A 13,318-nucleotide genomic window follows, 5' to 3' on the forward strand; every position below is an offset into this window, starting at 1 on the left:
TGTGACGCAGAGGAGAGGCCGCCCGTGCCCCATGAGGTAGATCAGTCCTTCCTGGCCCTCCCGCTACGGCCGCTCGCCGACGCGGCGCTCGCCCGTGCGCGGGCGCTGGGAGCCGTGCACGCCGACTTCCGGTTCGAGCGGGTGCGCAGCGCCACATGGCGCCTGCGGGACGCCCGGCCGGCCGGGTCCTCGGACACCACCGATCTGGGGTACGCGGTACGGGTGGTGCACGGCGGGGCGTGGGGGTTCGCCTCCGGGGTGGACCTGACGATGGACGCCGCGGCGAGGGTGGCCTCGCAGGCCGTCGCCATGGCGAAGCTGTCGGCGAAGGTGATCGCGTCGGCGGGATCCGACGAGCGCGTGGAACTCGCGGACGAGCCGGTGCACGGGGAGCGGAGCTGGGTGTCGGCGTACGACATCGACCCGTTCGACGTACCGGCCGAGGAGAAGGCGGGACTGCTCGCCGAGTGGAGCAGCAGGCTCCTGGGGGCGGACGGCGTGGCGCATGTGGACGCCTCGCTGATGACCGTCCACGAGAACAAGTTCTACGCCGACACGGCGGGCACGGTCACCACGCAGCAGCGGGTGCGGCTGCATCCGCAGTTCACCGCGGTCGCCGTGGACGCGAACACGGGTGAGTTCGACTCGATGCGCACGATCGCGCCGCCGGCCGGGCGTGGCTGGGAGTACCTGACCGGGACCGGCTGGGACTGGGACGCGGAGCTGGAGAGCATCCCCGGGCTGCTGGCCGAGAAGATGCGGGCGCCGGGCGTCGAGGCGGGGACGTACGACCTGGTGGTCGATCCGTCCAATCTGTGGCTGACCATCCATGAGTCGATCGGCCACGCCACCGAACTGGACCGGGCGCTGGGGTACGAGGCGGCTTACGCCGGGACCTCGTTCGCCACCTTCGACCAGCTGGGCAAGCTCGCGTACGGCTCCCCGGTGATGAACGTGACGGGCGACCGCACCGCCGAGCACGGGCTCGCCACGATCGGGTACGACGACGAGGGTGTCGAGGGCCAGTCCTGGGACCTGATCAAGGACGGCACGCTGGTCGGCTACCAGCTGGACCGCCGGATCGCGAAGCTGACGGGCCTGGGCCGGTCCAACGGCTGCGCGTACGCGGACTCGCCGGGCCATGTCCCCGTACAGCGGATGGCGAACGTGTCGCTGGCGCCGGATCCCGGCGGACTGTCCACCGACGATCTGATCGGCGGGGTGGAGCGCGGGATCTACGTGGTCGGCGACCGGTCCTGGTCCATCGACATGCAGCGGCACAACTTCCAGTTCACCGGCCAGCGGTTCTTCCGGATCGAGAACGGCAAGCTGGCCGGGCAGCTGCGCGATGTCGCCTACCAGGCGACGACGACGGACTTCTGGGGCTCGATGGAGAAGGTCGGCGGTCCGCAGACGTACGTCCTGGGCGGCGCCTTCAACTGCGGCAAGGCCCAGCCGGGCCAGGTCGCGGCCGTCTCGCACGGCTGCCCCTCCGCCCTCTTCCGAGGCGTGAACATCCTCAACACGACGCAGGAGGCCGGACGATGAGCGGCAACCACGGAACCGGCCGGGGGTCCGGGGGGCGTCCCCCGGTCAGGCGCAGTCTCAACACGACGCAGGAGGCCGGGCGATGAGCCGCGTCAGCAAGCCGTACGAGATCGTCGAGCGCGCGCTCGAGCTGTCCACCGCCGACGGCTGCGTGGTCATCGCCGACGAGGAGTCGTCGGCCAATCTGCGCTGGGCGGGCAACGCGCTCACCACGAACGGGGTGACCCGGGGCCGCACCCTGACCGTCATCGCCACGGTCGACGGGGCCGAGGGCGCCGCGTCCGGTGTGGTGTCCCGGTCCGCCGTCACCGCCGCGGACCTGGAGCCGCTGGTGCGGGCCGCCGAGGCCGCCGCTCGCGGGGCCGGTCCGGCCGAGGACGCGCAGCCGCTGGTCAGCGGGGTGCCGGCCTCCCCCGATTTCACGGACGCGCCCGCGGAGACGGACTCGGACGTGTTCGCGGCGTTCGCCCCCGCGCTGGGCGACGCCTTCGCGCGGGCCCGTTCCGGCGGCCGGGAGCTGTACGGCTTCGCCCACCACCAGATGACCTCGACGTACCTCGGTACGTCCACGGGGCTGCGGCTGCGCCACGACCAGCCGAACGGAACGCTGGAGCTGAACGCCAAGTCGCCCGACCGTTCCCGTTCTGCGTGGGCGGGCCGCTCGACGCGCGACTTCAAGGATGTCGACCCGGCCGAGCTGGACGCGGAGCTCGCGCAGCGGCTGGGCTGGGCGCAGCGCCGTATCGAGCTGCCCGCCGGCCGGTACGAGACGCTGCTGCCGCCGACCGCCGTCGCCGACCTGCTGATCTACCAGCTCTGGTCGGCGACCGCGCGGGACGCCGCGGAGGGGCGGACGGTGTTCTCCAAACCGGGCGGCGGCACCCGGCTCGGCGAGACCCTGTCCCCGCTGCCGCTGACCCTGTGCAGTGACCCGAACGCGCCAGGGCTCGAATCCGCCCCGTTCGTCATCGCCCACTCCTCCGGGGACGGCGGTTCGGTCTTCGACAACGGGCTGCCGCTGGCCCGGACCGACTGGATCAGGGACGGCCGGCTCGAGCAGCTGACGACGACCCGGCACACGGCGGGACTGACCGGTCTGCCGCTCGCTCCGGCGATCGACAACCTGGTGCTCGAGGGCGGCGGTGAGCGGTCCCTGGAGGAGATGGTCGCCGCGACGACCGGCCGCGCCCTGCTGCTGACCTGCATGTGGTACATCCGGGAGGTCGACCCGGCGACGCTGCTGCTGACCGGGCTGACCCGCGACGGGGTGTATCTCGTGGAGGGCGGCGAGGTCGTCGGCGAGGTGAACAACTTCCGCTTCAACGAGTCCCCGGTCGACCTGCTGTCGCGGGCCACCGAGGCGGGCCGCACCGAGAAGACGCTGCCGCGCGAGTGGGGCGACTGGTTCACCCGCGCCGCGATGCCCGCCCTGCGCATCCCGGACTTCAACATGAGCTCGGTGAGCCCGGGCGTATGACCCGCCTGGACCGACCTGTTGGGGACGGCGCGGACCAGTGCCCGGGGCCCGCGTGACGCGGTCCCCAGCGCCCCCAGCACTGCGGCCGGACACGCGTCATGCGTGTCCGGCCGCGGCCGTTCGGTGGTCCCGTGGTTCAGGTCTTCTGCTTGCTGCCGCGCATCGAGGCCCACAGCATGTCGCCGACACCGACCACCACCACGGCTCCGATCAGCTGGAGCACATGGCGTGTCCAGTCGATGCCCTTGGTGTCGTTGACGCCGATCCAGGTGGCGACAGCATTGCCGAGAATGCTGCCGATGATGCCGAAAATGGTCGTCAGCCAGAGTGGGATCTCCTGCTTGCCGGGCAGGATCGCCTTCGCGATCAGACCGAGCACGAAGCCCACGATGATTGCCCACAACCAGCTCATGCCGCCTCCTCGTGCGACGCGGTGTCGCCCATGTTCCGCCCAGTCTCGATCCTGGCGCTGTACGCCGCATGTCGGACACCTCCGTACGTGTGGCGGCGCGGCCGGCTGCCGCATGCGGCGCGCCCCGGTCTCGAACCCGCGGGATGCCGGGCGTACCGTGGAATCCGGTCCGGTCCGGGGAGCGTCCGGCGCAGGAATGGGTCTCCCCCAGTTCGTCATGAGCTCGGGGAAGGTTGGTGGAGACGTGTTGCGGAAGCAGAGCGGTGCGGAGGTCTTCCGGATCACGGGGGCCCGCCAGGGGCTCGAGGACGATGTGCGCGGCAGGCAGCGGCGTTATGTCATCTCGATGTCCGTGCGCACGGTCTCGGTGGTCGCCGCGGCGGCCCTGTGGAACGTGGAGCGCCATGTCGCGATGGTGGCGCTCGCGCTGGGCGTGCTGCTCCCCTATGTCGCGGTCGTCATCGCCAACGCGGGGCGGGAGAACACCCCTTCGCTGCCCTCCACATTCGTGCCGGCCCCCACGCGGCCTGCGCTCGATGCCGCACCGTCGGCCGGTCCGGCGGGGTCCGGACCGGAGACCGACCAGGCCTTCCGGTATCCGGATCCGCAGGAGCACAGCTGAGCCCACGGCGGGCCCAAGCTCAAGAAAAGCTCAGATCAATCATGAAGTTCCAGTGCCCCGCACCATGGTCTGCGTGACATACTTCGTACGCGCTCCGTATCCCCCGTCGGAGCGACGGACCGACGCCGGGCAGCTCCCCCCGTGGCTGCTCGGCGTCGCCATTTCTCCGGCGGGGATACGTCAGAGGGCCGCCGGTGCGGCTGGCCTAGGCTTGAGCCTGTGATCTTCCCCGAATCCGCGGCCGATACCGCTGCGAACACCCCCGTCTGTTCGGCCAAGGGCTGCCGTGCCGATGCCGTGTGGGTGCTCGCCTGGAACAACCCGAAGCTGCACACCCCGGAGCGCCGCAAGACCTGGCTGGCCTGTGACGAGCACCGGGAGCATCTCTCCTCGTTCCTGGGGGTGCGGGGCTTCCTCAAGGATGTGGTGACGCTGGCGGAGTGGGAGTCGCAGGAGTCGCCGCCCGTGTGACGGGGTGCGGGGTCCTCAGCCGCCGATCGCCGACATCGGGCGGTCGGGCTGGAGGAAGGCAGGGTCGTCAAGACCGGATCCGGCCTTCTTGCCCCACATGGCGAGCTTCCAGATCCTGGCGATCTCCTCGTCCGGCGCCTCGGAGCGCAGTGCGCCGCGCAGGTCGGTCTCCTCGCGGGCGAACAGGCAGGTGCGCACCTGTCCGTCGGCGGTGAGCCGGGTGCGGTCGCAGGCCCGGCAGAACGGCCGGGTGACGGAGGCGATGACGCCGACCCGGTGGGGTCCGCCGTCGACGAGCCAGCGCTCGGCGGGGGCGGAGCCGCGCGCGTCGTCGTCCTCGGCGGTGAGCTCGAAGCGGGTGCGCAGCGACTGGAGTATGTCGCCCGCGGTGATCATGCCGTCGCGCTTCCAGCCGTGCTGGGCGTCGAGCGGCATCTGCTCGATGAAGCGGAGCTCGTACTCGTTCTCCACGGCCCAGGCGAGCAGGTCGGGGGCCTCGTCGTCGTTGAGTCCCGGCATCAGGACGGTGTTGACCTTGACGGGGGTGAGCCCGGCGTCGCGAGCGGCCTCGAGTCCGGCCAGGACGTCGTGGTGCCGGTCACGGCGGGTGAGGGTCTTGAACACCTCGGGGCGCAGGGTGTCCAGCGAGACGTTGACCCGGTCCAGGCCCGCGGCCCGGAGCGCTGCGGCGGTCCGCTTGAGCCCGATGCCGTTGGTCGTGAGCGACATCTTCGGGCGGGGCTCCAGGGCCGCGCACTGCTGGACGATGGAGACGAGACCGGGGCGCAGCAGCGGCTCTCCGCCCGTGAAGCGGACCTCGGTGATGCCGAGGTCGGTGACGGCGATGCGGACGAGCCGGACGATCTCGTCGTCGCTGAGCAGATCGGGCTTGGCCAGCCACTGCAGGCCTTCCTCGGGCATGCAGTAGGTGCAGCGCAGATTGCACCGGTCGGTCAGCGAGACGCGCAGGTCGGTGGCGACCCGGTCGTAGGTGTCGATGAGCATGGTGGGCCCCCTCCCCCGGTGACTTCCCGGTTGCGGTATCTGACTCTTTCGAGACTACGCGAGACCTGTGACAGCGGAGGGGCCCGTTTGCCACGAGGAGCGGCGCGGCCGCGTCGTAGGACTCTACGACGCGGCCGCGGGACGGAAGGGGTGCGGCAGGTGCGCTCCTTCGTGAATTCCTGCTCTCAGTGGGCTCCGATGCCGGTGAGGGACTTGACCTCCAGCTCGGCGTACTTGCCCTTGTCCGGCTCCTCCTTCGACAGGAGGGAGCCGATCCAGCCGAGCAGGAAGCCCAGCGGGATGGAGATCAGGCCGGGGTTCTCCAGCGGGAACCAGGCGAAGTCGACGCCCTTGAACATCGAGGTCTTCTCGTTGCCGGAGACGACCGGCGAGAACAGCACCAGGATCACCGAGGCGGCGAGACCGCCGTAGATCGACCACAGCGCGCCCTGGGTGGTGAACCGCTTCCAGAAGAGGCTGTAGAGGAGCGTCGGCAGGTTGGCCGAGGCGGCGACGGCGAAGGCGAGTGCCACCAGACCGGCGACGTTCATGTCGCGGGCGAAGGCGCCCAGGACGATCGCGGCCGCGCCGATGAAGACGGTGGCCCAGCGGGCGGCCCTCATCTCCTCCTTCTCGGTGGCCTTTCCCTTGCGGATGACGTTGGCGTAGATGTCGTGGGCGAAGGAGGACGAGGAGGCGAGGGTCAGTCCGGCGACGACGGCGAGGATCGTGGCGAAGGCGACGGCGGAGATGACGGCGAGCATGACGGCGCCGCCGGTGGTGCCCACCCCGCCGAGGTATTCGGCAAGCTGCGGGGCGGCCGCGTTGCCCGCCGGGTTCTTCGCCCTGATCTCGTCGGGGCCGATGAGGGCCGCGGCGCCGAATCCGAGGGCGATCGTCATCAGGTAGAAGGCGCCGATGATGCCGATGGCCCAGTTGACCGACTTCCGGGCGGCCTTGGCGGTCGGCACCGTGTAGAAGCGGATCAGGATGTGCGGCAGTCCGGCGGTGCCGAGTACCAGGGCGATACCGAGGGAGAGGAAGTCCAGCTTCGAGGTCCCGGTGGCCCCGTACTTGAGTCCGGGCTCCAGGAACGAGGCGCCGTGACCGCTCTTCTCGGCGGCGGTGCCCAGCAGGTCGGAGACGTTGAAGTCGAACTTCCACAGGACCATGAAGGTCATCAGGATGGCACCGGCGATGAGCAGCACGGCCTTGACCATCTGCACCCAGGTGGTGCCCTTCATGCCGCCGATGGTGACGTACACGATCATCAGTACGCCGACCAGCGCAACGATGAGGATCTTTCCCGCGTCGCTGGTGATGCCGAGCAGCAGCGAGACCAGAACTCCCGCTCCTGCCATCTGTGCCAGCAGGTAGAAGATCGAGACGACGATGGTGGAGACACCCGCGGCGGTACGTACCGGGCGCTGGCGCATCCGGTAGGCGAGGACGTCGCCCATGGTGTACCGGCCGGAGTTGCGCAGTGGTTCGGCGACCAGGAGCAGGGCCACCAGCCAGGCGACGAGGAAGCCGATCGAGTAGAGGAAGCCGTCGTATCCGAAGAGGGCGATGGCTCCGGCGATGCCGAGGAACGAGGCGGCGGACATGTAGTCCCCGGAGACCGCGAGACCGTTCTGGAAGGCGGTGAACTGGCGCCCGCCCGCGTAGAAGTCGGAGGCGCTCTTCGTCTGCCGGCCGGCCCAGACGGTGATGCCGAGGGTCGCGGCGACGAAGACCGCGAAGAGGGTGATGATCAGCGGCCGGTGCTCGGTGGTGGACGAGGCGGCGAGGGTCACGGCGGTGTGGGAGTGGTACGCGGCGCTCATGCGTCGGCCTCCATACGGGACTTGATGGCCTCGCCCTTCGGGTCGAGCTTCGCGTTGGCGTACCGCGAGTAGAACCAGGCAATGAGGAAGGTGGTGAGGAACTGGGCGAGGCCGAAGACGAAGGCCACGTTGAAGTTGCTGTACACCTTGGTGCCCATGAAGCCGCCGGCGTAGTTGGAGAGCAGCACGTACAGCAGGTACCAGAGGACGAACGCGATGGTCAGCGGGAAGGCGAACGAGCGGTACGAGCGGCGCAGTTCGCCGAATTCCGCGCTCTCCTGCTCCGCGACGAACGCCTCGGTGGTGGGCTGGGCGGGGCCGCTCTGCTTACTGCCCTCGGGCGGCGGTGCATCGGTAGCCACGGAATCTCCTCGCGACGCGGGTGCGGTGGTGGTGGGGACGGATTTCACTGGGTACCTCGGATTCGGGGGGTGATGGTGCGCCTCCCCTGACAACGGCACGCAGCGCGCGGCGAAGCGGTTCACCGCGGTTTCCGCTGTCTCCCGGTCACTCCTTCGGACGCTCCGGTACGAACGCGTTCCCCCGAACTCATTGATGAGCCGGGATGATCAGCGATAGCTTCACTGGTCATGTACGCGACTGGACGCACTCCGTGTCCGGTCGCCCGGCACGGATGAAGTGGAGACCCCATGGCTCATCTGGGATCCAGACGGACGCGCGCGCTGACGCTGCCCGTCGGGTTGGCCCTCACCGCATCGCTCGGCTTCCTGCCGACGGGCGCCGCCACCGCCGCACCGGCGGACGGCGCGTCCTCGGCAGCGGTGCCGACCGACGGTCCGAAGCTGTCGTACGTGGTCAACACCAGGGGCGGTCACGGCACCGTCAAGCAGGTGAGCAAGGCGATAGAACGGGCCGGCGGCACGGTGGTGATCGCCTACGACCGGATCGGGGTCATCGTCGCCCATTCGCAGAACCCGGAGTTCGCGCAGTCGCTCCGCCGGGTGAAGGGCGTCGACTCGGCGGGCGCCACCCGTACCAACCCGATCGTCCCGCAGGCCACCAAGGACATCGGGGTCGACCAGCCGCTGACGGCGCAGCAGGAGCGGACGGCGGCCGCGCAGGCGACCGCGGGCCAGGATCCGCTGGAGCCGCTGCAGTGGGACCTGCCCGCCATCAAGGCGGACAAGGCGCACGAGAAGACCCTGGGCAGTTCGAAGGTCACGGTCGCGGTCATCGACACGGGTGTCGACGACACGCACCCGGACCTGGCCCCGAACTTCGACCGCGGCGCCTCGGCGAGCTGTGTGTCCGGTGCGCCGGACACCACGGAGGGCGCCTGGCGTCCGGCGGCCGGTGAGAGCGATCACGGCACGCATGTCGCGGGCACCATCGCCGCCGCGAAGAACGGCATCGGGGTGACGGGGGTCGCGCCGGGTGTGAAGGTGGCCGGGATCAAGGTGGCGAACCCGGCGGGGTTCTTCTACACCGAGTCCGTCGTCTGCGGCTTCGTCTGGGCGGCCGACCACGGCGTCGACGTCACCAACAACAGCTACTACACCGACCCGTGGCTGTACAACTGCAAGAACGACCCGGACCAGGCCGCGCTCGTCGAGGCGGTCACCCGGGCCACGCGGTACGCCGAGAACAAGGGCACCGTCAATGTCGCCGCGGCCGGCAACTCGGCCGAGGACCTGGCGGCCGACACGCTCGAGGACACGACCAGCCCGAACGACACCGAGCCGGTCACCCGGACGATCGACCCGAAGCAGTGCTTCGACATCCCGACGATGCTGCCGGGTGTCGTGACGGTCTCGGCGACGGGCGCGAAGGGGCTGAAGGCCTCGTACTCGAACTACGGCAACGGCGTCATCGACGTCGCCGCGCCGGGCGGTGACTCGACGGTCTACCAGACGCCCGCACCGCCCGCGACGAGCGGTCTCATCCTCTCCACGCTGCCGGGCGGCAAGTACGGCTACAAGGCCGGTACCTCGATGGCCTCCCCGCACGTCGCGGGGGTCCTGGCCCTGATCAAGTCGACGCACCCGTACGCGTCGGCGGCCGCGGTCAAGGCCCTGCTGACGCTCGAGGCCGACGCCACGGCGTGCGGTGAGCCGTACGACATCGACAAGGACGGCAAGATCGACGCGGTCTGCGAGGGCGGCAAGAACCGCAACGGTTTCTACGGAGCCGGAGTGGTCGACGCGCTGGACGCGGTGCGCTGGTAGCCGGACGGTGCGGGGGGCCGGCCCGTCCGGCACCCCCGCACCGGGCCGGGAGGGGCGGTCCGTGTCCGCTCCTCCCGGCCGCCTTCACCCTGTTCCGCGAGGGGGCACGCAGTGCCGTGGCGTGGGAATGACTCACACCCCGCGTCTCCGGTACGGAGCAGGCCCGGGCCGCTCTCGGCGGTGACCCCGCACTTCCGGTCGCGTCCGCCCGGCCCGCTCGGGGCGGACGCGGCCGGCCGGCTCACGGCTTGATGAGGACCTTCAGCGCCGTGCGCTCGTCCATCGCCCTGTAGCCGGCCGGAACCTCGTCGAGGCCGATGGCCAGGTCGAAGACGGGCGACGGGTCGAGGGTGCCGGACAGGACGTCGGGGAGCAGCTCGGGAATGTAGCTGCGTACGGGGGCGACGCCACCGCGCAGGGCGATGTTCCGGTCGAACATGACGCCGAGGTCCAGTCCGGTGCCGCTGCCGTGCGGTACGCCGACGTAGCCGATCGCACCGCCGTCGCGGGTGATCTCCACGGCGGTGCGCATGGACTGCTCGGTGCCGACGGCCTCGATCACCGCGTGGGCGCCCTCGCCGCCGAGCAGTTCCCGTACGGCGGCGACGGCGGCCTCGCCGCGCTCGGCGACGACGTCGGTGGCGCCGAAGGCGCGGGCGATGTCGGTGCGCGCCTCGTGGCGGCCGAGCGCGATGATCCGCTCGGCGCCGAGCCGCTTGGCGGCCATGACGCCGCAGAGGCCGACGGCGCCGTCGCCGACCACGGCGACCGTGGAGCCGGGCTTCACCCCGGCGCCGACGGCGGCGTGGTGGCCGGTGCCGAGGACGTCGGAGAGGGCCAGGAGTGCGGTGAGCAGGTGGTCGTCCGAGGCCGCGGCGGCGGGGAGCTTGACCAGGGTGCCGTCGGCGAACGGGACGCGTACGGCCTCTCCCTGCCCGCCGTCGGAGCCGACCGAGCCCCAGAAGCCGCCCTGCGGGCAGGACGTGGTCAGGCCCTCGGCGCAGTAGGCGCAGGTGCCGTCGGACCAGACGAAGGGGGCCACGACGAGGTCGCCGACGGCGAAGCCGTTGACCTCGGAGCCCGCTTCCTCGACGATCCCCAGGAATTCGTGGCCGATGCGCTGGCCGGGCTGCCGGGCGGACTCGCCGCGGTAGGCCCACAGGTCACTGCCGCAGATGCAGGCCCGCAGGACCCGCAGCACCACGTCGGTGGGCTGCTGGATCGCCGGGTCCGGGACCTCCTGCACGCGGATGTCGTGGGGGGCGTGGATGACGGTGGCGCGCATGCGTGGGGGTCCTTGCTGATCTCAGATGCTGATACTCCGTTCACGGTACGCCCCGAGGACCGCACCGGCCCCTCTCGCCCCCGGGGCGAGCACTCCCAGGGTCAGCAGGAGCTGGGCCGCCGCATAGGTGAGCATGACCCAGAAGTCGGGTGCGGGAAGCTGTGGCCAGTCGGCGATGCCGGTGGCGATCAGTGCGTCGGAGAGCAGGAAGAGCGCGCCTCCGGTGGCGGCGTACCGGCCGAGGACCCCGGACCGGTAGGCCATGGCGGTCAGCAGCAGGCTGTAGCCCGCCATCGGGATCCGCAGCCCGGCCGGCAGCCCGTTCCAGATCAGGGCGACGAAGACCGTCAGGAGGACCGCGTACCCGATCCCGGGCAGCAGTGCGCCGCGGGCCCGTCCGAAGAGCCGCAGGTAGCAGATGTGTCCGGCGGCGAAGCCGCCCATGCCGATGAGGAAGGCGAGGTCGGCGTCGGCCAGCAGGAACACGTCCCCGGTCCAGCCGCAGAGCAGGGCGGCGATCAGCAGCCGGGGCCCGCGCCGGGCGGCGGCGTATCCGGCGAGCAGGGGCATCAGCAGCGGCTTGGCGACGAGGTGGACGGTGTCGCTGCCGGCGAGGACGCCGACGAGGTCGACGGCGCACGCGACGAGGAAGGCGGCGAGCAGGGGGCGTACCCAGCGCTCCCGCCGGTCCGGGAGCGGGCCGGCGCTCATCCGGTGCGCTCCCGCGCGGGGGTGGCGGTGGGGACGGCCGCGGCGCGCGGGGCCGTCCCGGCCGGCTGCCAGCCCGGCCCCCGGAAGACCCGCCCGGCCCGCTCGCCCCAGCTGCCCGCGGCGCGCACGTCGCGGGCGATGGCGGCGTACTCGTGGGTGGCGACCCGCAGCGGGTTGAAGGTGTCGATGTTCTTGGTGAGCCCGAACACGGGCCGCTCCGTCTCCACGGTGAAGGACCCGAACCACCGGTCCCACACGATCAGGATGCCGCCGAAGTTCCGGTCCAGGTAGCCGCCCTGGGAGGCGTGGTGCACACGGTGGTGGGAGGGCGTGTTCAGCACGTACTCGAAGGGCCGGGGCAGCTTGTCGATCCGCTCGGTGTGCACCCAGAACTGGTAGACGAGGTTGGCCGACGAGCAGAAGGCGAGCGCGGCCGGGTGGACGCCGCAGGCGATGAGCGGGAGGTAGAACGGCCAGACGGTCAGCGAGGTCCAGGGCTGGCGCAGCGCGGTGGAGAGGTTGAACTTCCGGCTCGAGTGGTGGACCACGTGGCAGGCCCACAGGATCCGGATGACGTGGTGGCCGCGGTGGGACCAGTAGTAGAAGAAGTCCTGCGCCAGGAGCATCAGCGGCACGGTCCACCACAGGACGGGCACGCGCAGCGGTGTCAGTTCGTACACCGCGGTGTAGACCGCGACGATGGGAATCTTCCACAGCAGGTCGAAGGCCAGGCTGCCCAGCCCCATGGTGATGCTGGTGACGGCGTCCTTCCCCTCGTACCCGGCGGCCTCCTCGTCCGGGTGGAAGTGGTGGAGGGCCATTTCCAGGACGGTGAGCAGGACGAAGGCCGGTATGGACCAGAGCACTACGTCGGGCAGGTTCGTCGGCATGTCTGCACCGTAGAGCCGCAGGTCGGCCGGGGACTAGACGTTGTTACCAACAAGTATGCGAGACGTGCTGTCAGCAGGATTTGGCACATTCTGACAGTGCGGGCGTCGTACGGCCCGTGCAGCGGGGTCCCCGGTGGAAGACGGCGCCTGTCACACCCCCGCCGCCCCCAGCAGCTCCCCCGCCGCATAGGTCACGGCCATCGCCACCGCTCCGCCTCCCACGTTCCGCAGCACCGCCGGGCCCACCGCCGCGTCGCCCAGCCGGGCGCTCCACCAGCCCGTCAGCGCGAGCGCCGCGAGCACCGACAGGACGGTCACCAGCAGCCGCACCGACGAGGGCGGCAGCACGATGGCCAGCAGCGGCAGCAGCGCGCCCACCGTGAACGCCAGGAAGCTGGCGCCCGCCGCGTGCCAGGGGTTCGTCAGGTCGTCGGGATCGATGCCCAGCTCGACCTCGGCGTGGGCGCGCAGCGCGTCGCGTTCGGTGAGCTGCACGGCGGCCTCGCGGGCCACCTCGCGGCTGAGCCCCTTGCCCTCCAGCAGGCCGGTGAGCTCGGCGAGCTCCGCCTCCGGCGCCTCCTGGAGCTCCCGTTTCTCCGTCGCCAGCGCGGCCTTCTCCGAATCGCGCTGGGTGGAGACCGAGACGTACTCGCCCGCCGCCATCGACATGGAACCGGCCAGCAGCCCGGCCAGACCCGCCGTCAGCAGGGCGCCGCGGTCCGAGGTGGCCCCGGCGACGCCGACGACGAGGCCCGCGGTGGAGACCACACCGTCATTGGCTCCGAGGACCGCGGCGCGCAGCCAGTTCAGCCGCGCGCCCAGCCCGTTGCCGTGCGGTTCGTGGTGCGCCTGGGTATCCGTCACCCGGGGATGGTCTCACTCCTC

General features: G+C 70.9%; 13 protein-coding genes. 5 read left to right on the forward strand and 8 right to left on the reverse strand.

Annotation, left to right across the window (positions count from 1 at the left end; genetic code table 11):
* Positions 1–24 precede the first annotated feature (24 nt).
* Positions 25–1,548: a TldD/PmbA family protein gene (locus tag OG782_RS07850; RefSeq protein ID WP_406448684.1), complete on the forward strand. Its 1,524-nt coding sequence runs from the start codon at positions 25–27 to the stop codon at positions 1,546–1,548.
* A gap of 82 nt (positions 1,549–1,630) precedes the next feature.
* Positions 1,631–3,025, forward strand: coding sequence for a metallopeptidase TldD-related protein (locus tag OG782_RS07855; protein ID WP_406448686.1), 1,395 nt, complete (start codon positions 1,631–1,633; stop codon positions 3,023–3,025).
* Between the two features lie 136 nt (positions 3,026–3,161).
* On the opposite strand, the gene OG782_RS07860 is transcribed toward OG782_RS07855, so the two are convergent.
* Positions 3,162–3,437, reverse strand: a complete 276-nt coding sequence (locus OG782_RS07860) for a GlsB/YeaQ/YmgE family stress response membrane protein (RefSeq protein ID WP_406448688.1) — start codon at positions 3,435–3,437, stop codon at positions 3,162–3,164.
* A gap of 244 nt (positions 3,438–3,681) precedes the next feature.
* Between OG782_RS07860 and OG782_RS07865 the strand changes: the two genes are divergently transcribed.
* Both OG782_RS07865 and OG782_RS07870 read left to right on the forward strand, forming a co-directional pair.
* Positions 3,682–4,059, forward strand: a complete 378-nt coding sequence (locus OG782_RS07865; protein ID WP_406448690.1) for a DUF3099 domain-containing protein — start codon at positions 3,682–3,684, stop codon at positions 4,057–4,059.
* A 219-nt stretch (positions 4,060–4,278) separates the two neighbouring features.
* Positions 4,279–4,530 (forward strand): hypothetical protein, encoded by a 252-nt coding sequence (locus tag OG782_RS07870; protein ID WP_406448692.1) that lies wholly within the window; start codon positions 4,279–4,281, stop codon positions 4,528–4,530.
* Between the two features lie 15 nt (positions 4,531–4,545).
* On the opposite strand, the gene moaA is transcribed toward OG782_RS07870, so the two are convergent.
* The 3 genes from moaA to OG782_RS07885 form a co-directional block, all read right to left on the reverse strand.
* Positions 4,546–5,535 (reverse strand): GTP 3',8-cyclase MoaA, encoded by a 990-nt coding sequence (gene moaA, locus OG782_RS07875; RefSeq protein WP_406448694.1) that lies wholly within the window; start codon positions 5,533–5,535, stop codon positions 4,546–4,548.
* A 185-nt stretch (positions 5,536–5,720) separates the two neighbouring features.
* A complete protein-coding gene (locus OG782_RS07880) occupies positions 5,721–7,361 on the reverse strand; it encodes a cation acetate symporter (RefSeq protein WP_406448696.1) in 1,641 nt (546 codons plus the stop codon).
* Entirely contained in the window at positions 7,358–7,723 is a 366-nt protein-coding gene (locus tag OG782_RS07885; protein ID WP_406448698.1) for a DUF485 domain-containing protein, read from the reverse strand. The genes OG782_RS07880 and OG782_RS07885 overlap by 4 nt, the downstream gene beginning before the upstream one ends.
* Positions 7,724–8,011: 288 nt before the next feature.
* Between OG782_RS07885 and OG782_RS07890 the strand changes: the two genes are divergently transcribed.
* Positions 8,012–9,547, forward strand: coding sequence for a S8 family peptidase (locus tag OG782_RS07890; protein WP_406448700.1), 1,536 nt, complete (start codon positions 8,012–8,014; stop codon positions 9,545–9,547).
* A 241-nt stretch (positions 9,548–9,788) separates the two neighbouring features.
* On the opposite strand, the gene OG782_RS07895 is transcribed toward OG782_RS07890, so the two are convergent.
* From OG782_RS07895 to OG782_RS07910, 4 genes are all read right to left on the reverse strand, one after another.
* Positions 9,789–10,832, reverse strand: a complete 1,044-nt coding sequence (locus OG782_RS07895; protein ID WP_406448702.1) for a zinc-dependent alcohol dehydrogenase family protein — start codon at positions 10,830–10,832, stop codon at positions 9,789–9,791.
* Positions 10,833–10,853: 21 nt separating this feature from the next.
* On the reverse strand, positions 10,854–11,543 hold the full coding sequence (locus OG782_RS07900) for a lysoplasmalogenase (protein ID WP_406448704.1): 690 nt from the start codon (positions 11,541–11,543) through the stop codon (positions 10,854–10,856).
* Positions 11,540–12,433, reverse strand: coding sequence for a sterol desaturase family protein (locus tag OG782_RS07905; RefSeq protein ID WP_406448706.1), 894 nt, complete (start codon positions 12,431–12,433; stop codon positions 11,540–11,542). The genes OG782_RS07900 and OG782_RS07905 overlap by 4 nt, the downstream gene beginning before the upstream one ends.
* Before the next feature lie 150 nt (positions 12,434–12,583).
* A complete protein-coding gene (locus OG782_RS07910; RefSeq protein WP_406448708.1) occupies positions 12,584–13,297 on the reverse strand; it encodes a VIT family protein in 714 nt (237 codons plus the stop codon).
* Positions 13,298–13,318: the final 21 nt, after the last annotated feature.

Source organism: Streptomyces sp. NBC_00876, from assembly GCF_045207435.1.
In the GTDB taxonomy this organism is placed as follows: domain Bacteria; phylum Actinomycetota; class Actinomycetes; order Streptomycetales; family Streptomycetaceae; genus Streptomyces.